Raw genomic sequence first — 24308 nt, 5'->3', positions numbered from 1 at the left:
ATGACAACTTTAATTAAAAAAGTTCTTTGTTCTTATAGTTTATTTTTAATGGGATGTAACAAAATAATTTACCTTTGAACCTATATTATTTTCTAACAAGCAATAATATTTATGCTGTATTATTTTACTTAAATATCTATAAAGAGGACAATTAAAGGCTTTGTGCAATTTTGTTGCACATAATAATTATACATTCCATTAGAAACGTGATTCGAGAAAAATAATTCTCTAGTAAATTATGGATAAAAAGCCTCTTTAATTAATATTAAAAAATATTTAATGACATTATGACATTTTTATAATATTGGCAGTACTTTTGCCAACTAATTTTAGTATTTGTTAAAATTTAAATGCAGTAATGAGTAAGAAAGACAAAACGAACGATATAGAAAACGATCAAATAGACAGTGTACAAAGTGAAACTGTTGACGTTGAAGAACAAGTTATAGAAGAACAAACAGTAGAAGAAAAGCTTCAGGAAGAATTAAAACAAGAGAAGGATAAGTTTCTTCGTTTATTTGCTGAGTTTGAAAATTATAAACGTCGTACTTCTAAAGAACGTATTGAGTTATTTTCCACAGCAAGTGAGGATGTTATGAAGACGTTATTGCCAATTCTTGATGATTTTGAGCGCGCACTAACTCATATAGATGAAGATAAAGAAGCAGAAGAGCTACGCAAAGGTGTTTTATTAATCTACCAAAAGTTAGTAAAAACTTTAGAGCAAAAAGGATTAATGGTTGTTAAAGTTGAAAAAGGAGATACTTTTAATGCAGACGATCATGAAGCTGTTACTCAAATACCAGCTCCTAGTGACGATTTAAAAGGAAAAATTATTGATGTTATCGAAAAAGGATATAAACTTGGCGAGAAAGTAATTCGTTTTCCAAAAGTTGTTATAGGGCAATAAAATATAGACATGGCTAAAAGAGATTATTACGAGGTTTTAGGAGTTAGTAAAGGAGCAACCTCTGCGGAAATAAAAAAAGCTTACCGAAAAAAAGCTATAGAGTTTCATCCAGATAAGAATCCAGACGATAAAGGAGCCGAGGCTAAATTTAAAGAAGCAGCCGAAGCTTATGAGGTGTTGAGTGATGGCGATAAAAAAGCACGTTACGATCAATTTGGACATCAAGCGTTTGAAAATGGCGGCGGCTTTGGCGGTGGCGGTATGAATATGGATGATATTTTTAGTCAATTTGGAGATATTTTTGGCGGCGGTTTTGGCGGCGGCGGATTCTCTGGATTTGGCGGTGGCGGAGGCCAACGTCGTGTAAAGGGAAGTAATCTCCGTATTCGTGTAAAATTGACTTTAGAAGAAATTGCTAATGGCGTAGAGAAAAAAATAAAAGTAAAACGTAAAGTTCAAGCACCAGGAACAACCTATAAAACATGTTCAACATGTAATGGTAGTGGTCAAGTAACGCGTATTGCTAATACTATTCTAGGTAGAATGCAAACATCTGCACCGTGTAATGTATGTGGAGGAGCAGGGCAAACTATCGATAAAAAACCGAGTGATGCAGATTCACAAGGATTAAAAGTAGCCGAAGAAACAGTTTCTATAAAAATACCAGCTGGTGTTGTAGATGGTATGCAGCTTAAAGTATCGAGTAAAGGTAATGAAGCACCAGGAAATGGCGTTTCAGGAGATCTTATAGTTGTTATTGAAGAAGAAAATCATGATAAATTACAACGAGAAGGTGATAATTTGCACTACGATTTGTATGTAAGTTATCCAGATGCCGTTTTAGGAACCTCTAAAGAAATTGATACCGTAACTGGTAAAGTGCGTATTAAAGTTGAGGCTGGCGTACAGTCTGGTAAAATTTTACGTTTACGAGGAAAAGGGATACCAAGTATAAACGGATATGGTAAAGGAGATTTACTAGTTCACGTAAATGTATGGACTCCAAAAACGTTAAATAAACACCAAAAAGAATTTTTTGAATCTATGAGAAATGACGAGCATTTCGATCCAAAACCAGAAAGTTCTGATAAGTCATTTTTTGAGAAAGTGAAAGATATGTTTTCTTAATAAAAACAGATATTTTTCAGTAATAAGGACCAGGTTTATGTACACAAATTTTTTAAACTATAAAAGAAAGTTCTCTTATAGTTTTGTTATTAGTATGTAAAAAATAACTATATTTGAATTATCACTAATTTATTTTAGTGGTAATTTTTCTTTTTCATAGCAATTTTTTTCCCATCCTTAAACTATTTAAGGGTGGGTTTTGTTTTTATAAAATCAACCCTTTTATTTAAAGTCTTTTTATAGTATTATTCGATATGTTAGTCTTTAACATTTAATATATTTACATCAGTCAAGTTAATTAAAAAATAAGCATGAACAACTTACTAGAAGTTAACGAAGTTTCTAAAAATTTCGGAGACTTTAAAGCACTTAATAAAGTGTCGATTATAGTTCCAAAAGGTAGTATATTTGGTTTATTAGGACCAAATGGAGCAGGTAAAACAACACTTATTCGAGTTATTAATCAAATAACTATACCAGATCATGGAAAAGTGCGCTTAGATGGTGAATTACTTAATCCCATTCATATTAAAGATATTGGTTATTTGCCCGAAGAGCGGGGGCTTTATAAATCTATGAAAGTAGGGGAGCAGGCTTTATATTTAGCGCAGTTAAAAGGGTTGAGTAAAGCAGAAGCCAAAACACGACTAAAATACTGGTTTGACCGTTTAGAAATAGGAGATTGGTGGAATAAGAAAATCCAGGAACTATCTAAAGGGATGGCTCAAAAAATACAGTTTGTGGTTACTGTGTTGCATCAACCTAAGCTTTTGATTTTTGATGAACCATTTTCAGGCTTCGATCCTATAAATGCCAATTTAATTAAAGATGAAATTTTGCGTCTACGAGAAGAAGGAGCCACTGTTATTTTTTCAACTCACAGGATGGAATCTGTAGAAGAACTTTGTGATGATATCGCATTAATTCATAAATCGAATAAAATTCTTGAAGGAAAATTAATTGATATAAAGCGAGACTATAAAATAAATACTTACGAAGTTGGTATTCGGACAAATAATAAAGAAATTCTAGAGCAGGAATTAGCAAGTAAGTTTGATGTTTCTGAAGCTAATTTTAAAACCTTAGAAGATGAATTGAAATTAAATATAAAACTTTCTGAAACGAATAGACCCAATGATTTATTAAGTTATTTAACCTCAAAAGGGGAGATATCTCATTTTGTTGAATTAATACCAAGTGTAAACGATATTTTTATTCAAACAGTAAAGAATAATTAATTTGTATGAACCATTTACCTCTTATAATAAAGCGTGAGTATTTAACGAAGGTTAAAAATAAGTCATTTATAGTGATGACTATTTTAAGTCCTATAATAATGATAGCACTTGTTGCAATTGTTGCTTATTTATCACAGTTAAATAATGATAAAGTACGTACTATTTCTGTTTTAGACGAGTCTGGACTTGTACAGGATATTTTTAAAAATTCAGAAAAAACAACCTATCATATTTTAGAGAACATGTCTTTAGAAGATGCTAAAAGTATATCAAAAGAAACGGGTTCTTATGGATTGTTACATGTGGATAAGCTTGATGCTGTGGAATCTACCTCGAAGCATATTAAATTTTATTCAGAAGAAACACCATCGCTTACATTAATTTCGAGTTTAGAAAGTAAATTAGAGAAGACGTTAACAAATATTAAATTACAGCGGCAAGGTATAGACATTGATTTGATTAATGCTTCTAAAATAAGAATAGATATAGCTCAAGAAAGTTTTGAAGGTGAGAAAACATCTAAACTAGATAGTTTTGCAAGACTTGGTTTTGGTATTGCTGCCGGATATTTGTTATTCATGTTTATTATTATTTACGGTAATATGATTATGCGTAGTGTGATTGAGGAAAAAACAAGTAGAATTATAGAAGTTATTATTTCATCTGTAAAACCTATGCAGTTAATGCTTGGTAAAATTATTGGCACTTCGTTGGCAGGAATTACACAGTTTGTTATATGGATGATTTTTGGAGGTCTTTTAATGACTGTCGTTTCATTAGTAATTGGAATCAATCTATTTGATTCAACGACGCCACAGCAAGAATTAATGCAACTAGCTACGGAAGAGGGTGGTTTTAACTTTTATTTTGAATCCTTTAAAACGGCTCTACAAAATTTGCCATTAATGAATCTTATCATAGCGTTTATATTGTTTTTTATTAGTGGTTATTTATTATATAGTTCGCTTTATGCTGCCATTGGTGCGGCAGTAGATAACGAAACAGATACGCAACAGTTTTTATTACCTATAATGATGCCTTTAATTTTGGCAGTTTATATTGGTATATTTACAGTCATTGAAGATCCACACGGAACCGTGTCTACGGTATTTTCATTTATACCATTCACATCTCCAGTGGTCATGCTTATGCGTATTCCCTTTGGAGTGCCTTTGTGGCAACAATTGGTATCATTATTGATATTGGTAGGCACATTTATATTTACAGTCTGGTTTGCAGCAAAAATTTATCGCGTGGGCATTTTAATGTATGGTAAAAAGCCTAGTTATAAGGAATTGATTAAATGGATTAAGTATTAAGATGAATCAAAATATGGAAGATATAGAAGAAACTATAACAAAAAGTTCCATTTGGGAGAATTTTATTGATTTTACCGGAATTAGTCTTTATACAAACGAAGCGGAGACTATTAAAATAACGGTTGGGTTTTTACTTTTGGTCTGTGTCTTTTTTGTATTAACGAATGTTGTTCTTTCTTTAATTAAAAGATTAATCACACGCAAATTACCGAAAGAAGATAAAGCCAAGTTTACCACTGTATTCTCGTTTTCACGTTGGTTTATTTATTTGATAGTATTATTAATCGCTTTTAGTACAGCTGGCATAAATGTGAATGCTATTTTAGCAGCTTCAGCAGGTTTGTTAATTGGTGTTGGGCTAGCATTGCAAACCTTGTTTCAGGATATTATTTCAGGTATTTTTATACTGATAGATCAATCTGTACACGTAGGCGATATTATTGAACTAGAAGGTAAAGTAGGTCGCGTTGAAGAAATTAAACTTCGAACTACAAGAGCAGTGACTATTGATAATAAAGTATTAGTGATTCCTAACCATTTATACTTAACCAATAGTTTGTATAATTGGACACAAAATGGAACTATTACAAGAGAAAGTGTAGAAGTTGGCGTAGCTTATGGTAGTGATGTGGAGCTTGTAAAAAAATTACTTTTACAAGTAGCTTCAGAGAATAAAGATGTTTTTAAGTATCCAGAACCTTTAGTTCTTTTTACAGATTTTGCAGATAGTTCACTCAATTTTAAATTGATAGTAACTATTAACGATAGCTTTCAGGCTGTTATTCCAAAAAGTGATTTAAGGTTTTCAATCGATAAAATATTCAGAGAGAATAATATAAGTATCCCATTTCCGCAAAGAGATGTACATGTTATTTCTCAAAACAAAGAGACATAGAAAAAGATTTAAAATATAATTTGAATATAGATGGAAAATATGACCATCTGTATCCATTAATCTAAAAGAAAATGCCAAAAATATTAGTAATAGAAGATGAAGCAGCGATTAGACGTGTGCTAGTTAAAATTCTTTCAGAAGAAAACGATACGTATCAGGTAGAAGAAGCTGAAGATGGTTTATTAGGAATTGAAAAAATAAAAAATGATGATTTCGATTTAGTGCTTTGCGATATTAAAATGCCAAAAATGGATGGTGTTGAAGTTCTAGAAGCTGTAAAAAAGATTAAACCTGAAACACCTATTGTAATGATTTCTGGGCATGGTGATTTAGATACAGCTGTAAATACGATGCGTTTAGGGGCTTTTGATTATATATCGAAACCACCAGATTTAAATAGATTACTAAATACGGTTCGTAATGCTTTAGATAAAAAAGAATTAGTAGTTGAAAACAAACTACTTAAAAAGAAAGTCAGTAAGAACTTTGAAATGATTGGTGAGAGTGAAGCCATTTCTCATATAAAAAGTATTATTGAAAAAGTAGCACAAACAGATGCCCGTGTCCTGATTACTGGACCAAACGGAACAGGAAAAGAATTAGTCGCACACTGGTTACACCAAAAGAGTGACAGATCTAAAGGTTCTATGATAGAGGTTAACTGTGCAGCAATACCTAGTGAGCTTATAGAAAGTGAGTTGTTTGGTCACGTTAAAGGAGCTTTTACAAGTGCTGTTAAAGACAGAGCAGGTAAATTTGAAGCAGCAAATGGGGGAACTATTTTCTTAGATGAAATTGGAGATATGAGTTTGCCTGCGCAAGCAAAAGTACTTAGAGCTTTACAAGAAAGTCGTATTCAACGAGTAGGAAGTGATAAGGATATAAAAGTAAATGTTCGTGTAGTTGCTGCGACTAATAAAGACTTGAAAAAAGAAATTGCAGAAGGAAGATTCCGTGAAGATTTATATCATAGACTTGCCGTTATATTAATTAAAGTTCCAGCTTTAAATGATAGGCGAGATGATATTCCTTTATTAATAAATCACTTTACAAAAAAGATTGCTAGCGAACAGGGAACTGCGAAAAAATCGTTTTCGGATAAAGCAATTAAATTACTTCAGGATTATGATTGGACAGGAAATATTAGAGAATTGCGCAATGTTATAGAACGCTTAATCATACTTGGAAGTAGTGAGGTAAGCGAGGAAGATGTAAAGTTATTTGCTTCTAAGTAAATAGAATTATTATTTATAAAAAAAGGGTATCTAAAAATTTAGATACCCTTTTTTTGAGCTTGATTTTTATTAAAGTCTATTCCTCGCAATCATTTATTAATGATACGTATTCAGAAGCCATAGATTTAATACGAGTCATGTAATGTGTTTTTACATCATCTATACTTTTTTCTGACATATCTTCCAGTGACTTATTATCTCTAAAAGGTTTGTAATTAATACATCCACAAATGTTTAAAGTTTCATTGTAAATGTTAATATTTGATGTAATAGCACTTTCATAAGTAAGAATTATTTTTTTCTTCTTTATTTCTAATTCTTTTTCTTTTTGTTCAGCTAATTTCATTTTGATTTGCTGTTCTTTAAGTTTTAAAGCTTCTTGTTGTTGCTTTAGTCTTAATTGCTCGTTTTGTAAATCAGTAAGGTCATCGTCTTGACCCTGAGCCACAGTGAGATCTTCACTAACCTCATTTGTAGGAGCAGCAGCAGAACATTTATCAATTTCTATAACACTGTTCTTACCATAATCTCTAGCACGTTTTACAAAAAATCGACCATTTTCAAAAGTTTCGGCAGTATCTACCTTTGCCAATAACTCGATACATTTATCCGTAAGATCTAATGCCGCTTGACAATTACAATCAGTAAATTCTTTTTTTGCAAGTTTAAAGGATTCTAAAGACCTGTTAGCATAATACTGTAAGTGATTTATATTATTAGAATCATAAGAATCTTTTACATGGGAATAGGCACTTACTAGATAAGAATTCGCATAGTCACAATTACCTTGTCCGCTAACAGATAACGATGTGATTAGGAATAATATAAAGTAATAATTTTTCATAACATTTGGTTTTATACGATAAATAGGAGCTGCAATGTATTAAAAACATTATAAAAAACAATGTATTTTATCGATATTATGTGCGTTTTATGTGTTTAATTGCTGTTTGTCGAGTTTTTTTGTAAGATTAATATTTCAAAAATTGAATTTTATAGGATTCCTAGTTAAATCGTATTATTTATAGTTTTTACAAACGTATCAATTCTATGTTTTACTTCATTATTGATAGAATCATTTTCAATATAGACGTGAGTATCACCTAAATAATTCATGCCCAAGTAGTTTGCAGATTCTACAAATGGCGTAGTAAACCCTTCATTTAAGTCATCAGAATTGCTACTACTAACTATAGCCATGTTTTTACCACGTAATTTTCTTCCAGTATCTTTATGTATTCTTATTAAATCTGAAATTCTATCAAAAAACACTTTTAAAATCCCACTCATGCTATACCAATAAACAGGCGTAGCAAAAATTATAGTATCGTAGGTTTCAATAATATGAGTAATTAACTCTAAAAAATCATCACCTTCATTTTTATAATCATAGTCATAATGACCAATATTTTTTGTTCGTAAATCAATAACATCCATAGTATTGTTTGTTGCTATGTAATTTACTATTTTATTGGTGTCTCCTTCACTTCTGGAGCTTGCTTGTATTATGACACTTTTTTTCATAATTGTTAAAAATATATCAATCAAAATAACAATTTAAAAGTAGCTTATTAAACACTTTCCAATAGAAACAATTAATAGTTAATATGATATAATCAATTGCATTTTATATATTTAATCCATATAAAATTTTAAAAATGGACAATTACAAAGTAACTACAACCATATCGTTAAAAAATTCTGAAACTAAAGCTGTAATTGATAATGCAGAGAAAGCATTACAAAGTGTTAGAAAAAAATTGGGTAAACTTCAAGATACCATCTATGCGCATGGTAAATATTCAGTTTTAGTTTGTTTACAAGGCATGGATACTTCTGGTAAAGACAGTTTAATACGAGAAGTTTTTAAAGATTTTAATGCGCGAGGGGTAGTCGTTCATAGTTTTAAAGTACCAACAGAATTAGAACTTAAGCATGATTATATTTGGAGGCATTATATAGCCTTACCTGCCCGTGGTAAATTTGGTGTTTTTAATAGAACCCATTATGAAAACGTATTAGTGACAAGGGTACATCCCGGTTATATTTTAGGCGAAAATATTCCAACAATACATGCTGTTGACGATATTGATGATGCCTTTTGGGATAAGCGTTTTGAGCAAATTAATAATTTTGAGAAGCATATCGCTGAAAGCGGAACTATTATCTTTAAATTTTTCTTAAACCTTTCCAAAGAAGAACAGAAAAATAGACTGTTACGTCGTTTAGATAAGCAAGAGAAAAATTGGAAGTTTTCTCCTGGCGATTTAAAAGAACGCAAACTTTGGGGAAAATACCAAGAATGCTATGAAGATGCTATAAATAGAACCTCTAAGCCTCATGCGCCTTGGTATACTATTCCAGCTGATGATAAACCAACTGCACGTTATATGGTAGCAAAAATAATGTATGATGTTTTAAGTACATATAAAGATATACAAAAGCCTGAACTTGATGATGATATTAAGGCTAATCTTAAAATGTATAGAAAAGAATTAAACAACGAGTAAATTTATTGCTTGAGATAACAATTGTTTTATGATTTTTTTTAGATTTTGGGCTTTTAATAAGTAGTATCTTTAAACTTTAAAAATTGTTATATGAATAAATTTAGATTACTGGTCTGTCTTTTGAGTATCATATTTTCATTGGATGTATATACCCAAAGTGATGCTGAAATCCTGAAAAAAATCTACAAGACTTCTTTAACTAATGGTAAAAGTTACGATTGGTTGAACCATTTATCAAATCAAATAGGAGGACGCTTGTCAGGCTCTTTAAACGCTGAAAAAGCTGTTAATTATACGAAAGAAGAACTCGATAAATTAGGTTTAGATAAAGTTTGGTTGCAACCAGTAATGGTTCCTAAATGGATACGTGGTTTTAAAGAACATGCATTTATTGAATCCGAAAAAGGAAAAAAAACAACCGTTAATATTTGTGCATTAGGAGGTTCCGTTGCGACTGCGGCACTTGGCTTAAAAGCAAATGTTGTAGAGGTTAAAAATTTTGAAGACTTAGAGACCCTTGGAAAAAATAATATAGAAGGTAAAATAGTGTTTTATAACCGACCTATGCAGGTTGATTTAATTAATACGTTTGAAGCTTATGGAGGCTGTGTTAACCAACGCTATAAAGGAGCTGTAGAAGCTGTAAAATATGGAGCTGCTGGTGTTATTGTTAGATCTATGAATTTAAGGTTAGATGATTTTCCTCATACGGGTAGTATGACTTATGGTGATTTACCTGTTAAAGATCGTATTCCATCTGCAGCCATTAGTACTAATGATGCTGAGTTGCTAAGTACGATGTTAAAACTTGACAAATCAATAAAGTTTTATTTTAAGCAAAGCTGTAAACAATTAAAAGATGTCTTGTCTTATAATGTTATTGGACAAATAACAGGAAGTGAATTTCCAAATGAGTATATGATTGTTGGTGGACATTTAGATTCTTGGGATTTAGGTGATGGTTCTCATGATGATGGTGCTGGTGTTGTACAATCTATGGATGTACTGCGCTTATTAAAAGAATCGGAAATAACACCAAAAAGAAGTATAAGAGTTGTCCTATTCATGAATGAGGAGAATGGGCTAAGAGGTGGAAAAAAATATGCGGAAGAAGCTAAGAAAAAAGGAGAAAACCATGTGTTTGCTCTAGAGAGTGATGCAGGTGGTTTTACACCACGAGGATTCTCTTTTGATTGTAATGATGCTAGTTTTAATCAGGTTTTAAGTTGGCAACCGTTATTTAAACCGTATTTAATCCATTATTTTGAGAAAGGAGGTAGTGGTGCAGACGTTGGACCTCTTAAAACTGAGACCAATGTATTAGCAGGGTTAAGACCAGATTCACAACGTTATTTTGATCACCACCATGCTAGCAATGATACATTTGATGCTGTAAATAAGCGTGAATTAGAGTTGGGAGCTGCAACGATGACAGCATTGGTTTATTTATTTGATAAATATGGCGTTAACCCTATTGTAAATGAGACACAAATAAAAAAATAATATATAAATGATGTGGGACGAGAAACTAAAAGTTTATGATCAACTCGTTGAGAAGTGTTCGAGATTTGATCGCAAAGGAAAAACAATGCCGTATACTTCTGCTAATGGTTATATGTTTTCTCTTTTTAATAAAGATTGTGAAATAGGAATTAGATTTTCAAAAGAAGTCCAAGAAAAATACATAAAAGAATTCAATTCATCTATATATAAATCTTACGGAGCGGTTATGAAAGGCTACGTATTGATTCCAGAAAGCATGTTAGAAGATTTAGATAATGTAGCACGTTATTTAGACGAAAGCTACGATTATGTCATGTCACTAGAACCAAAATAAAAATGAAAAAACTTACTATGATGTTTGCCTTACTATTATCAATATTTGTAATGGCACAATCCGAAGATGAAAAATTACCTTATTATGAAATACCAAATCACCCAGAAAACTATACCGCAGGAACTGTGGCTGCCAGAATGGCAGATGGATTAGGGTTTCGCTATTATTGGGCTACAGAAGGCTTACGGAGTGAAGACCTTGTCCATAAGGCTAGTGAATCTGGGCGTACCAGTGCCGAAACGATTGATCATATATTAGGATTATCTAACTTTATTTTAAGCTCAGTTTCTAAAGAAGGAAAAAGAACCAAACAAGACGAAAAACGTTCTTTTGAAGAAAAAAGAAAACAAACCTTATTGAATTTCAAAGAGGCTTCAGATATATTAAGAGCTATGGATGACGTGTCACAATTCGACAATGACAGGTTTCCTTTCTGGAACATCATTAATGGTCCTATAGCAGATGCTTTATGGCATTGTGGCCAAGTCGTTATGCTTCGTCGTGCTTCAGGAAATCCTTTTAATTCTAAGGTGAGTGTTTTTACTGGGAAGGTAAATGAATAATTGTTTTGTGAAAAAAATCAAAAAGCACTTATAAATTTTGTATTAAATAAAAAGACAAATTAGAGCTTATTAGTCACGCTGAGCTTGTCGAAGCGCAAATTAAAATGAAATTTTATTACGTGTACATATTACTTTGCTCAGACAAAACCTATTATACAGGAATGACTAACGATTTAGAAAGAAGAGTTAATCAGCATAAATCAGGCTATAGAAAAAATAGCTACACATATTCAAGACGTCCCATTGAACTTAAATGGTATTTACAATGTAACAATCCATTAGAAGCTATTAAAGTTGAAAAACAAATTAAAGGTTGATCGCAACGAAAAAAAGAAGCCTTAATTAATGAGAATTGGAAAGACTTAGTTGAATTTTCTAAAAATTATACTGACTATAAACATCCAAATAGCCGGTAAGGGTAATTGACCTCGACAAAGCTTGGACTGACATGTAGTTGTTTAATTGGCAACTTATTTTGGATTGGACAGGATTATAAAAAAAGAGGATGTTTAAAAGTAAGTTTGATGTCATATTGAGCTTGTCGAAATACCAGTAAATTACTGATAATCAATATCGGTTTCGACAAGCTCAACCTGACAAATAGAATTATAAAGACTTTTAAACATCCTCTTTTTTTATAAATTATTTGTTTTTAATTTATAATTCCCTCTAATGTTTTGTTTTTATGGGATAATCTGGTCGTTCCATAGTTTTAGGAGGGTTCTCTTTAAGTTCTTTTAAAGCAATTTCAATCGCTTTTTCAAGTTGTGGATCTTTACCATTTATAACTTGTTCTGGCCATTGTTCAATCTCAATATCTGGAGCTACGCCCTCATTTTCAACTCTAAATCCGTCTTTTGTATAAAATGCCACGTTTGGAGCAGTAACACTACCGCCATCAATAAATTCCGGATAGCCTAAAACACCTACTAAGCCTCCCCAAGTACGTTTGCCAACTATGGTTCCCAATTTAAATTTTCTAAACATCCAGGGTAAATAATCACCGCCAGAACCTGCGGTTTCATCGGTTATCATAACTTTAGGGCCTTGTATAGAAGCACTTGGCGATTTTAAATCTTTACCATAACGGAAGTTCCAATAAGCTTGTTCAGGCTTCTTTAAAATATCTATGTAATAATCTGCTAATTGTCCACCGCCGTTAAAACGTTCATCAATAATAATTGCTTTTTTATTGGCTTGGGGGAAGAAGTAGCGCTTAAAGTATTCATGTCCAGTTCCTGCCGTATTTGGGACATATACATAAGCTACTTGTCCATTGGTAGCTTTGTCAACTTTTTTAATATTATTTTCAATCCATTCTCTATTTCGCAATGACCGTTCATTATCTACAGGAGTTACTTTTACGTTACGAGCATTAGATCCATTTGAATTAGAACTGACTTTAAGTATTACAATTTTATTGGCCGTGTTTTCAAAGAAACTATAGAGATTATCGTTAGATGTTACATTTTTACCATTTACTGCAATAATATAATCACCAGAATTTATATTCACACCTGGCTCTGTTAAAGGGGAGCGTAAGTTAGGATTCCAATTTAAACCACCATATATTTTTTTAATACGATAGCGGTTATTCTTTACTTCATAATCAGCACCTAGTAGACCTCCATTTATCCTTTTTGGGCTGTTCAAACGATCTCCCGTACTAGAGAAGCGGTGGTGTCCTACACCTAGTTCACTAAACATCCAACTCATCATTCTATATAGGTCACTTCTACAAGCAATATGTGGTAGAAAAACGTCATATTTGGCTTTCATAGCATTCCAGTCTACGCCATGCATTCCAGGATCGTAGAAGTAGTCCCTGTTAACTCTCCAGGCTTCATGAAAAATGTTTTTCCATTCTGCAACAGGATCAATTTTAACCTGCACATCTGATGTTTTTATTAGCCCATCTTTAGGTTTTTTGCCAGTATCTGTAACGCCTATTTTACGATCTATAGTATAAAACATTTTGTCACCTTTCGCTGCAATTTCAAAATAATTAGCAGGCATAATGGTTTCATCTTTTCTTTCTTTTAAATCATATTTGTGTAATGTAGTTTTGTGTTCGTGTCGTGCTCTTGATAAATAGTATAGTTCTCCTTCTTTTGCAATGCCCAAGTTTCTATATATCCCCGAAGTGATAGGAATATGTACAATTCTGTTTTGTATACCATCCCAATCAATTTTTAAATCTGTCTTCTTGTCTTCTTTATCGTCATCTTTCTTATCGTTGTCTGCTTCAGATGTATCCTCTTTAATCTCTTCATCATCATTTTCTTTTGCAAAAGGGGATATTGTTTCTTTTTGAAGTGTTACTAAATAAATAGAATTACTTAGTTCCATATCTTGATTGGATTGATCGAACCAGTTTACTACAGGACCAGCATCGGTGGAAGCAATCATATAAAGATATTTTCCGCTAGGATCAAAAACTGGACTAGTTACATTAGATAACCCATCAGATAGTGTGTAAGATTTATTTTCTGAAAGCGAGTAAAGATGCGCTTGCTCAAAATTAGTTTCTGTAATGGTGGTATAGGCAATCCAATTAGAATCTGTAGACCAATCGCCAAATAATTCTCTAAATACTCCAGGAGTATATAGTAAATCAGAAGCTATTTTATTTATTTTACTAGTTGCTATGTCAAGTAGATATAAGGATCTGCCATTGTCTACAAACGCTATTTTATTATTGTCTGGCGACCAATGCATATCTGCATAAAAACCATTACCAGTTAATGCTATCTTTTTAATATGTCCATCACTAACATTTTGAATGTGTAATGCATATTCTCCAGATTCATCAGAATAATAAGCAATGTGTTTTCCATTAGGCGACCAAGACGGGTATTTTTCATGAACACCTTGTGTATTAGTAATATTTTTAGGATCTCCTTTTTTTGCAGGAATAGTGATAATGTCTCCTCTAAAGTCTGTTACTACACGGGCACCTGATGGAGAAATACGACCACTTCTTATGTAGTTATTGCCAGAAACGTAGCGTGGCCTTAATTCTAATAAATCAGTAGTAATATTAATATTAAGTTTGGTCTGTGAGCCTGAGGCTATATTATACACATGCAAGTAACCTGCTTGTTCAAATATGATCGTATTCTTATTGGCAGATAAATTAATAACTGGAAACTTTTTAAATTGAGTTAGCTGACTAATTGATTTTGTTTTCACATGATAGCTGTAGAGGTTAAATTCACCATTTCTATCACTTTTAAAATAAATATGATCTCCAGACCATTGCGGTTTACTATCATTACAACCACCAGTCGGTTTTGAAATCTCTTCTACTTTATGAGACTTATTATTATAAATCCAAATACGTGAGATTGTACCGCCTCGATAATGTTTCCATTGATTAAAAGCATCATAAATAGGGGTATAAGCAAGTTGTTTTTCGTCATCCGAATAGGATGCCCAAAATGCATTAGGAATTTCTAATTGAGTTACAGTACCTCCATTAGTAGATGTTTTAAATAATTTAAAATGTCTATTAGTAAATGAATGGCGTTGAGATGCAAAAATAACATTAGAGCCGTCTGCAGAGAAATCACGGACAAGATCGGTATATGGGTGCCAAGTCAATCTTTTCGGGATGCCTCCAGAAACAGAGACTATAAAAACATCTATATTTCCATCATATTGCGCATTAAATGCAATTTGAGTGCCATCTGGCGAAAATATAGGGTTAGACTCGATACCTTTATCAATAGTTAGTCGTTTGGGATTTGTACCATCCTTATTGGCTACCCATAAATCTTCAGCATAAATAAAAGCAATATGAGAATCGCTTATAGCTGGTTGAGATAATAAACGTGTGCCCTGAGCATGACTTTTTATTGATGAAAATAATGTCATAGCAAAGGTTAAGAATAGAATTGATTTGATTTTGATTGATGTATTCATTAAGATGTAGTTTTAATAATTATACTTGAAAATTGTTATATGATGATTAGCACAATTCGACTTAATTGTTTTAATTTTTTAGTTTAAAATAGAAATCCGTGTCACTTTTAAAAGACGGCTTTAATCCTTAATAGTTAGTTTTCTAAATATACCATAAATAATAGTTAAAATAACTATTAAAATACCTGTTGCTAACATTTCATCTGTTGATAAATTAGACAAAAAGTATAAAATAATACCTATTGAAAATATGGGAATTATAAAACCTCCTGGGATTTTGAATTCACCTTCATTGAATTGTTGAGATTTACGCAATTTTATAACTGATAGTGCCACTCCTAAATAAATAATTAACATAGCGCTACTTGCAATAATGGCTAATTTTTCAAAACTACCAGTAGCGGATAGGGTAAAGCCAATAACAGCATACACGATAATTGCGATATACGGTGTTTTAAATGACTTATGAATTTTAGAAAATGCTTTTAATGGGATAACCTGATCTCTAGATAGGGCGTATATAACTCTTGGGTTATTAAGTATAGAACCACTTAAGAAACCAAACATAGAAACAACGGCTCCAATAAATAATAAGGTGTATCCAAAAGGACCAAAAACTACTTTTGCTGTTTCTGCTAAAGGCGCAGCTTTAAAACTAGGTAAATCACTCCCTAAAACACCTTGGGACACTGTTTGTATTAAAATATAGACACCAACAACAGTTAAAATACTAATAAAGATAGCTTTAGGAACCGTACGTTTTGGGTTAATAACTTCACCACCTACAACGAGACCCGTTTCAGCACCTTGAAAGGCAAAAAATAAAATAAGTGACGTTTCTCCTAGTTTTTTTATACTAGGCATGGTATCAATATACAAATTGCTAAAAGATACTTCTTTCCAGCCTATGAGTATTAGTAAAAGTAAAGGAATTAATTTGGCAAGCGTGTTAAATTTAACAAGGCCTATACCTTGCTTTAATCCAATAATGTTGATATAAGCTAATCCGAAGAAAATTATAAATAGGAATGATAAGCGAACCCAGTCATTTTCAAAAATGGGATATCCAGAAGCTAATATATTTACTAAAGCATTCGATACAGCTGCATCTGCGAACAAAGTACCAATAATAGCAAAAATACCTCCTAAAAAACCAGCATAATTCCCAAAAGCTGTTTCAATATAAGTATAAGGACCACCAGTATTAGTTACTTTACTACCAGCTTCAGCAAAACATAACATAACAAGCGCTATTAAAATACCGCAAAACATGTAAGAGAGAATACTAGATGCTCCCATTTTAGCAGCAATAACAGCGGGTAGTGCAAAAATACCAGCGCCTATAATGATATTGATAATATTGGCAGATAAGCCTAAAACGCCAACGCTCCTTTTTAAACCTTCTTCTTTTTTATTCATACTATAAGTAGCTTAACCACCATGTATCTTTATTGTTAGCTTTATATATCATGTATTTTTTGGATGGAAAATAAAGGAGTGCTATGACACCAATCCATACGAGGTAGACAACAAATAATGAATAGCCATAATTAGCAAGGTTAGGGTTACTAAAAGCATTAGAGGATAATATTAAGTCTCTCCAGTTCCCTCCGAAAATTACAAGACCGGCAATAGCTAAAATATGAATAGTAAATACATGAAGGAAATAGTAAAATAGAGGGACGCGTCCAAATACTAAAAAGAAGTCTGAGATTTTATTTTTAACAGTTTCTACACCATATAAGAATAATAAAGAAGGTCCAATAGTTATTAATACATAAGCTAAGGATGGTGGATATTTAGTTACATTAAAAAAAGATAATATAGTTTTTGTTGTAGTATCTTGAGTAGACCAAGGCACTAAATCACCATACATGTTGAGTCCTCTTAAGACAAAGAACAAAACTATAGAACTAATTCCCAAAATTGCCAGCCATTTTTTACGAACAGCAGCCTTAAAACCTTTCTTATAAAAAGAACCAAAACAAAAGCCTAAAGCCATGACTCCAATCCATGGAATAATGGGATAAGCAAAAACAAGAACACGAGAAGAGTTGATAGGTAGGAACTGTTGTTGATGCAATATATACCATACTATAGAATCAAAACTTGTTCCTTGTACAGTGATCCCATCTAAAGTATTGTGACCAGCTACTAATAAGATACCAATGATTAGTATAACTCTTATGGGGAGATAAATTAAAAACGATAGAAAAATCATACTCAAACCAATAGCCCAGATGACCTGTAGTACCATAAAACTATATGTTAAATCAAACCACCATAATAAATTATTTAATACTATTTCTAAGAGAATAAGCCATATACCTCTGGTCAACAAAAATTTAAACACTTCGGGTTTCGTTTTTTTTGTACTATATAGAAACGCAGAAGTACCAGCTAAAAACACAAAAACAGGCGCGCAGTAATGTGTTATAAACCTAGTGAAAAATAAAAAAGGAGTTGTTGTGTCTAAGTTTGTAGGATCACTAGTAAAAGCACCAATATGGAAAAAGTCTCTAACATGATCTAATGCCATGATAACCATTACAACACCTCTTAAGATGTCTATGGATTCAATACGGGTCGTTTTTATTTGAGCCAATCTTTTGTTTTTTATCGCTGTAAGTAGGAAAGATAAAATAAATCGAAGACATATCCATGTTAAAATTTATTACATATAAAAAATAGCCAACAATACATGTTGGCTATTATAGAACTCATTTAGACTTTTTCAATTTGCTAAAAAATGGCTGTTTTCAGCTCTGTTTTGTCTTTTTTTCCTTGCGTAGCTCTGCTATGCAACTCAAAAAAGTCTTCAACATAGTCAAAAACTTCTAATTTTCGCTTAAATCCAAAAAGTCTAAATGAGTTCATGATGAATTATTAAGGATAAGGTTTTATTTAACTAAAACTTTTTCCTTTTTTGAAGTAAAGTCTACTTCAACTTGATTTTTAGTAATATCCTCAAAAGTTTCTCTTTTTCTAATTAGATGTGCTTTGCCTTTATACCATAAAACTTCTGCAGGACGGTATCTAGAGTTGTAATTACTTGCCATGGAGAAACAATAGGCTCCTGCATTTTTAAAACATAACATATCTCCTTCATTAATTTCATTGATACGTCTGTTATTGCCAAAGGTGTCTGTTTCACAAATATAACCTACAACGGTATAAAAACGCTCACGTCCTTTTGGATTCGAAATGTTTACAATATCGTGATGAGATCCATAAAGCATTGGTCTAATAAGATGATTAAATCCAGAATCTACTTGTGCAAATACGGTTGATGTTGTTTGTTTTACAGCATTTACTTTAGTTAAAAAATGTCCAGATTCACTCACTAAAAATTTACCAGGCTCAAAGGCTAGGGTTAAATCTTTACCATAGTTTTTACAAAATTCGTTGAATCTTGCCGATAGTTTTTTTCCTAATTCTTCAATGTTAGTTTCAATATCTCCTTGTTTGTAAGGGACTTTAAATCCAGAACCAAAATCGATAAAATCTAAATTTTTGAATTGTTTCGCGGTTTCAAATAATATCTCACTTGCATATAAAAAGACTTCAATATCTAAGATATCACTGCCCGTATGCATATGAATTCCATTGATAGTCATTTGTGTATTTTCTACAATACGTAATATGTGTGGTATTTGATGAATAGAAATTCCAAATTTAGAATCGATATGTCCAACTGAAATATTACTATTACCACCAGCCATAACATGTGGATTTATACGAATGCACACGGGTGTTTTTGGATGCTTCGTTCCAAATTGTTCTAATATAGAGAGGTTGTCAATATTAATTTTAACACCAAGTTTGGCAGCTTCTTCAATTTCGTTTAAGGACACACCATTGGGCGTGAAAATAATCTGTTCTGGTAAAAAACCAGCAGCTAGCCCAAGTTGAACCTCTTGGATAGATACGGTATCTATACCAGATCCTAATGTGTTTAAAAGTTTTAATATAGATATATTAGATAGTGCTTTAACTGCATAGTTAATCTTAAGTTTTTTTACATTTTTAAAGGCACCAGTTAGCCTTTTGTACTGATTTTCAATTTTTTCTGCATCATATACATAAACTGGACTTCCAAAATCTTGTGCAATTTTCAGCAATTGACTTTCTAACATAATTATTCTAATTTTTTTTCAAAGATATTTTATTCAAATAAATAAAAAATAATTAATTAAAATATTATACAAATTAAACAAAATGTTAATTATTTAACATTTGGATTTTACCATATTTAATGTTGGTAAGTTTTCATAATTAAATATTAGGGTAAGTAATTGCTATTATTTACATTTGCCTTTCTTAAACGATTACGCGAATTATGAATTTACACGAATATCAAGGTAAAGAAATATTAAATAGTTTTGGAGTACGTATACAACGTGGTATAGTAGCTCAAAATGCTAATGAAGCAGTAGCAGCTGCAAAACAGTTAACAAACGAGACAGGAACTAGTTGGCATGTTATTAAAGCTCAGGTTCATGCAGGAGGACGTGGAAAAGGTGGCGGTGTTAAGCTAGCTAAAAATTTGCAAGAGGTTGAAGATATAGCTGGGCAAATAATTGGAATGAACTTGATTACGCCTCAAACATCTGCTGAGGGTAAAAAAGTACACCAAGTTTTAGTTGCTGAAGATGTTTATTATCCTGGAGAAAGTGAAACGGATGAGTTTTATGTGTCTGTATTATTAAATAGAGCTACTGGACGTAACATGATCATGTATTCTACAGAAGGTGGTATGGATATAGAAACGGTTGCGGAAGAAACTCCAGAATTAATTTTTACAGAAGAGATAGATCCTGCGGTTGGTTTGTTACCATTTCAAGCAAGACGTGTTGCTTTTAATCTTGGATTATCTGGATTGGCATTTAAAGAAATGACAAAATTTGTTACTGCTTTATATACGGCTTATGTAAAATCTGATTCTTCTTTATTTGAAATTAATCCTGTTTTAAAAACAAGTGATAATAAAATAATGGCTGTAGATGCTAAAGTGACTATTGATGACAATGCACTTTACAGACATAAGAATTATATTGATTTACGCGATGTGCGTGAAGAAAGTGCTATAGAAGTAGAAGCTGGAGAACTTGGGCTTAACTATGTGGATTTAGAAGGAAATGTTGGTTGTATGGTCAATGGGGCAGGATTAGCTATGGCTACTATGGATCTTATAAAACAAGCAGGAGGAGAACCAGCAAACTTTTTAGATGTTGGAGGTACTGCAGATGCAGCTCGTGTGGAAGCAGCTTTTAAAATCATATTGAAAGATCCAGCGGTAAAAGCGATCTTAATAAATATATTTGGTGGGATAGTACGTTGCGATCGTGTAGCACAAGGTGTGATTGATGCTTATAAAAACATAGGAACTATAAATGTGCCTATTATAGTACGTTTACAAGGTACTAACGCAGATATCGCTAAAGAATTAATAGATAATTCTGGTTTAGACGTTATGAGTGCTACAGAATTCCAAGAAGCAGCAGATAAAGTACAGCAGGTTTTAGCTTAGTGCTTTTCTTTATATAAATGAAAAGAGGAACAATTAATTGTTCCTCTTTTTTTGTGGTTTAGATTTATTTTCTAAAGGTTTACTTTTTAAGTTTGGTATTTTAGTAGTTTTTGGACTTGAATCTTTTTTTGGCATCGGGCCTCGCAAATGGATAACAAGTCCATTTAAAAAATTACGCAAAATTTGATCACCACATTCCATGTATTTGGGATGATCTTCTTTTCTAAAAAAAGCGCCTAGTTCACTTTTAGATATTCTGAAATCCACCAGGCTTAAAATTTTTACAATATCATCATCGCGAAGTTTTAAAGCAACACGTAATTTTTTTAAAATATCATTATTTGTCATAAGATTGATTTCTACTTTATTTAATACTTAAATTGTTAAATTAATTCGTCAGAATATACCTTTCTCGCGTTTTCTTAGCATTTACAAAGATACCTTAAATATTAATTTTTAATGGAGTGTATTAAAGATAAGTTTAATGTGTTTAACTGCCTGTATATTAGGCTTTTATTTCGGATTTTTTAGTTGGAAATAAATTTATGTAAATGATGAAATGCAATTTTATTAGATGAATAAAATACAATTATTGATGAAATAAATAAAAGTTACGACCAAATGCCTATAGGTTTTCGATAAGTTACATTATATAGACGATTATTAAATTACTCTTCTGTGTACCTTTATAGTATAATAATTAATCCCCTAAAAAATGGTTAATAGAGTAGAAAAATTGAGTCTTTTATCAGAAATGATAGCATTTGCTAAATATGATAAGGATATAAAAGAAATAGAATATAATTTTTTATTAGGTGTTGCAAAACAGCTTGATATAACAAGAGAAGATTTTGATTATTTAATAGAGCATCCTGTTACATACACGCATTTAAAATCTCATAGTGAACGTATTGTACAGTTTCATAGATTGGTATTATTAATGAATATTGAACAGGAAGATAATAATAATAATTCAGTAGGCGCTATTAAATTATATAATTTTGGGTTACGTATGGGACTAAGCCATGAGTCCATTACTAAGGTACTATATTTAATGGAAAGTTTTCCAAATAAAATCGTACCACCAGATGTGTTGATTGATATTTTTAAAACACAATACAATTAATAATAATCTGCTAAGTTCTTATTAATAATGTGTTTTTATTTGAAGACCTCATTAAGAGGTTATAGAAAAGCTAAAAGTTATACTTTTAGCTTTTCTAGTTTATCTTGGTAGCTTTTAATTTCGTCACGTAATTTTGCTGCAATAATAAAATCTAAAGCTTTTGCAGCTTCTTCCATTAATTTACGTTTTTCACGGATTTTCTTTTCTAGTTCTGGTTTTGTTAAATAGTCACTTTCAGGTTCTGCTGCTTTTAAAGCTTCTAACTCATAACTATATGTACTTACAGAGTTTTTAGATAACGCATTATCCAAGCTTTTGTTAAGTGCTTTGGGTTTAAGATTGTTTTTTGTATTGTATGCAATTTGTTTTTCGCGTCTGTAATTTGTTTCATCAATAGTTTTTTGCATACTATTGGTTATTTTGTCCGCATACATAATGGCTTTACCATTTAAATTTCTTGCAGCCCTACCTACCGTTTGTGTTAAAGAACGGGTAGAACGTAAAAAACCTTCTTTATCGGCATCTAAAATGGCAACAAGAGATACTTCTGGTAAATCTAAACCTTCTCTTAAAAGGTTGACACCAACTAAAACATCGAACAATCCTTTACGTAAATCTTGCATAATTTCAACACGTTCTAAAGTATCAACATCGCTATGGATGTACCGGCAGCGTATTTGTATTCTATCTAAGTATTTAGTTAACTCTTCAGCCATTCTTTTGGTAAGTGTTGTTACCAATATACGTTCATCTTTTTCAATCCTTTGTTGTATTTCTTCTATTAAATCGTCTATTTGATTTAAACTGGGACGTACTTCAATAATAGGATCTAATAAACCTGTTGGACGTATAACTTGTTCAACATAAATACCATCAGTTTTCTGTAATTCATAATCTGCAGGTGTGGCACTTACATATATGACTTGGTTTTGTATGGCTTCAAATTCTTCAAATTTTAGAGGGCGGTTATCCATAGCTGCAGGAAGTCTGAAACCATATTCAACCAGATTTTCTTTTCTGCTTCTGTCACCACCGTACATAGCATGTACCTGAGAGATCGTTACATGACTTTCATCTACAACCATTAAATAATCATCTGGAAAATAATCCAATAAACAGAATGGTCTGGTGCCTGGTAATCTGCCATCAAGATAACGCGAATAGTTTTCAATACCTGAGCAATAGCCTAATTCACGGATCATTTCTAAATCAAATTCGGTACGTTCTTTTAGTCGTTTCGCTTCTAAGTGCTTACCAATTTCTTTATAGTAATCATGTTGTTTTACCAAATCATTTTGAATGTCTTTAATGGCATTTTGTAAGACATCAGGAGAAGTTACAAACATATTCGCTGGGTAGATAGTTAACTGATCGTATTTCTCAATAACTTCATTGGTTTGAACATTAAAAGATTCGATATCCTCAATTTCATCTCCAAAAAAGTGAATTCTAAAAGCATCATCAGCATAACTAGGGAAGATATCTACCGTATCGCCTTTTATTCTGAAATTTCCATGTTTGAAATCGGCTTCTGTTCTGGAATATAAACTTTGTACTAATTGATGTAGTAATTTCGTTCTGGAAATAACTTGATCACGTTTTAATGCGACTACGTTTTTTTGAAATTCAACAGGGTTTCCTATACCATAAATACATGAAACCGATGCAATTACGAGCACATCGCGACGACCAGAAAGAAGGGCGGATGTAGCGCTTAAACGCATTTTCTCAATTTCTTCGTTAATTGATAAGTCTTTTTCTATGTATACACCAGAAACTGGAATGTAGGCTTCTGGTTGATAGTAATCATAGTATGATACAAAATACTCGACAGCATTATTTGGGAAAAACTGCTTAAACTCTGAATATAATTGGGCTGCTAACGTTTTGTTATGTGCTAAAACTAAAGTTGGACGCTGTACTTCCTCAATAACATTTGCAATTGTAAAGGTTTTTCCAGAACCTGTTACACCAAGTAATGTTTGGTATTTTTCGTTGGAAGTAATACCATCAACAAGTTGTTTTATGGCTTGGGGCTGGTCGCCTGTGGGACTAAATTCGGATTCAATTTTAAACTGCATTTTACAAAATTA

The 24308-nt window shown here is 32.0% G+C and carries 22 protein-coding genes; 13 read left to right on the top strand and 9 right to left on the bottom strand.

All coding sequences use genetic code 11. From position 1 onward, the window contains the following. Window positions 1–358: 358 nt before the first annotated feature. The 6 genes from Q4Q39_RS18680 to Q4Q39_RS18655 all read left to right on the top strand — a co-directional run bounded on the left by Q4Q39_RS18680 (window position 359) and on the right by Q4Q39_RS18655 (window position 6725). Window positions 359–910 carry a nucleotide exchange factor GrpE gene (locus tag Q4Q39_RS18680; RefSeq protein ID WP_303284094.1) on the top strand — a complete coding sequence of 184 codons (552 nt, stop codon included), beginning with the start codon at window positions 359–361 and terminating at the stop codon, window positions 908–910. 9 nt (window positions 911–919) lie between these two features. After that, on the top strand, window positions 920–2038 hold the full coding sequence (gene dnaJ, locus Q4Q39_RS18675) for a molecular chaperone DnaJ (protein ID WP_303284093.1): 1119 nt from the start codon (window positions 920–922) through the stop codon (window positions 2036–2038). Window positions 2039–2349: 311 nt separating this feature from the next. Continuing rightward, on the top strand, window positions 2350–3276 hold the full coding sequence (locus Q4Q39_RS18670) for an ABC transporter ATP-binding protein (protein ID WP_303284092.1): 927 nt from the start codon (window positions 2350–2352) through the stop codon (window positions 3274–3276). 5 nt (window positions 3277–3281) lie between these two features. Further along, on the top strand, window positions 3282–4595 hold the full coding sequence (locus Q4Q39_RS18665) for an ABC transporter permease (RefSeq protein ID WP_303284091.1): 1314 nt from the start codon (window positions 3282–3284) through the stop codon (window positions 4593–4595). A gap of 13 nt (window positions 4596–4608) precedes the next feature. Beyond that, a complete protein-coding gene (locus Q4Q39_RS18660) occupies window positions 4609–5490 on the top strand; it encodes a mechanosensitive ion channel family protein (RefSeq protein WP_303284090.1) in 882 nt (293 codons plus the stop codon). A 71-nt stretch (window positions 5491–5561) separates the two neighbouring features. Further along, window positions 5562–6725, top strand: coding sequence for a sigma-54-dependent transcriptional regulator (locus Q4Q39_RS18655; protein ID WP_303284089.1), 1164 nt, complete (start codon window positions 5562–5564; stop codon window positions 6723–6725). A 76-nt stretch (window positions 6726–6801) separates the two neighbouring features. Here Q4Q39_RS18655 and Q4Q39_RS18650 read toward each other — a convergent pair whose 3' ends face one another. Next, window positions 6802–7569 carry a hypothetical protein gene (locus Q4Q39_RS18650; protein WP_303284088.1) on the bottom strand — a complete coding sequence of 256 codons (768 nt, stop codon included), beginning with the start codon at window positions 7567–7569 and terminating at the stop codon, window positions 6802–6804. A gap of 164 nt (window positions 7570–7733) precedes the next feature. Then, on the bottom strand, window positions 7734–8249 hold the full coding sequence (locus Q4Q39_RS18645; RefSeq protein ID WP_303284087.1) for a flavodoxin family protein: 516 nt from the start codon (window positions 8247–8249) through the stop codon (window positions 7734–7736). Between the two features lie 134 nt (window positions 8250–8383). Between Q4Q39_RS18645 and Q4Q39_RS18640 the strand changes: the two genes are divergently transcribed. From Q4Q39_RS18640 to Q4Q39_RS18620, 5 genes are all read left to right on the top strand, one after another. Next, on the top strand, window positions 8384–9235 hold the full coding sequence (locus tag Q4Q39_RS18640; RefSeq protein WP_303284086.1) for a PPK2 family polyphosphate kinase: 852 nt from the start codon (window positions 8384–8386) through the stop codon (window positions 9233–9235). A 90-nt stretch (window positions 9236–9325) separates the two neighbouring features. After that, entirely contained in the window at window positions 9326–10738 is a 1413-nt protein-coding gene (locus Q4Q39_RS18635; RefSeq protein ID WP_303284085.1) for a M20/M25/M40 family metallo-hydrolase, read from the top strand. An 85-nt stretch (window positions 10739–10823) separates the two neighbouring features. Further along, window positions 10824–11072 (top strand): hypothetical protein, encoded by a 249-nt coding sequence (locus Q4Q39_RS18630; protein ID WP_303284084.1) that lies wholly within the window; start codon window positions 10824–10826, stop codon window positions 11070–11072. 2 nt (window positions 11073–11074) lie between these two features. Next, on the top strand, window positions 11075–11635 hold the full coding sequence (locus Q4Q39_RS18625; RefSeq protein ID WP_303284083.1) for a hypothetical protein: 561 nt from the start codon (window positions 11075–11077) through the stop codon (window positions 11633–11635). A 104-nt stretch (window positions 11636–11739) separates the two neighbouring features. Continuing rightward, window positions 11740–11952: a GIY-YIG nuclease family protein gene (locus Q4Q39_RS18620; protein ID WP_345075363.1), complete on the top strand. Its 213-nt coding sequence runs from the start codon at window positions 11740–11742 to the stop codon at window positions 11950–11952. 352 nt (window positions 11953–12304) lie between these two features. On the opposite strand, the gene Q4Q39_RS18615 is transcribed toward Q4Q39_RS18620, so the two are convergent. The 5 genes from Q4Q39_RS18615 to lysA all read right to left on the bottom strand — a co-directional run bounded on the left by Q4Q39_RS18615 (window position 12305) and on the right by lysA (window position 19695). After that, the gene (locus Q4Q39_RS18615; RefSeq protein WP_303284082.1) at window positions 12305–15559 is read right to left on the bottom strand and encodes a S41 family peptidase; all 3255 of its coding nucleotides are present in this window, start codon (window positions 15557–15559) and stop codon (window positions 12305–12307) included. 120 nt (window positions 15560–15679) lie between these two features. Beyond that, window positions 15680–16978: an APC family permease gene (locus Q4Q39_RS18610; protein WP_303284081.1), complete on the bottom strand. Its 1299-nt coding sequence runs from the start codon at window positions 16976–16978 to the stop codon at window positions 15680–15682. Window position 16979: 1 nt separating this feature from the next. Then, window positions 16980–18164, bottom strand: a complete 1185-nt coding sequence (locus tag Q4Q39_RS18605) for an acetyltransferase domain-containing protein (RefSeq protein WP_303284080.1) — start codon at window positions 18162–18164, stop codon at window positions 16980–16982. Window positions 18165–18301: 137 nt separating this feature from the next. Then, on the bottom strand, window positions 18302–18436 hold the full coding sequence (locus Q4Q39_RS18600) for a hypothetical protein (protein WP_303284079.1): 135 nt from the start codon (window positions 18434–18436) through the stop codon (window positions 18302–18304). A 23-nt stretch (window positions 18437–18459) separates the two neighbouring features. Continuing rightward, complete coding sequence (gene lysA, locus Q4Q39_RS18595) at window positions 18460–19695, bottom strand: diaminopimelate decarboxylase (RefSeq protein WP_303284078.1); 1236 nt, start codon at window positions 19693–19695, stop codon at window positions 18460–18462. Between the two features lie 203 nt (window positions 19696–19898). Here lysA and sucC point away from each other — a divergent pair, with 203 nt between their 5' ends. Beyond that, complete coding sequence (gene sucC, locus Q4Q39_RS18590; protein WP_303284077.1) at window positions 19899–21089, top strand: ADP-forming succinate--CoA ligase subunit beta; 1191 nt, start codon at window positions 19899–19901, stop codon at window positions 21087–21089. Between the two features lie 33 nt (window positions 21090–21122). Here the strand turns inward: sucC and Q4Q39_RS18585 are convergent, their stop codons facing one another. Further along, window positions 21123–21437 (bottom strand): DUF1456 family protein, encoded by a 315-nt coding sequence (locus tag Q4Q39_RS18585; RefSeq protein WP_303284076.1) that lies wholly within the window; start codon window positions 21435–21437, stop codon window positions 21123–21125. A 367-nt stretch (window positions 21438–21804) separates the two neighbouring features. Between Q4Q39_RS18585 and Q4Q39_RS18580 the strand changes: the two genes are divergently transcribed. Beyond that, window positions 21805–22215, top strand: a complete 411-nt coding sequence (locus tag Q4Q39_RS18580) for a TerB family tellurite resistance protein (protein ID WP_303284075.1) — start codon at window positions 21805–21807, stop codon at window positions 22213–22215. Window positions 22216–22292: 77 nt separating this feature from the next. Here the strand turns inward: Q4Q39_RS18580 and uvrB are convergent, their stop codons facing one another. Next, window positions 22293–24296, bottom strand: coding sequence for an excinuclease ABC subunit UvrB (gene uvrB, locus Q4Q39_RS18575; RefSeq protein ID WP_303284074.1), 2004 nt, complete (start codon window positions 24294–24296; stop codon window positions 22293–22295). Window positions 24297–24308: the final 12 nt, after the last annotated feature.

It is taken from the genome of Flavivirga amylovorans (assembly GCF_030540875.1).
In the GTDB taxonomy this organism is placed as follows: Bacteria; Bacteroidota; Bacteroidia; order Flavobacteriales; family Flavobacteriaceae; genus Flavivirga; species Flavivirga amylovorans.
This window is presented reverse-complemented; position numbering and strand designations above follow the sequence as displayed.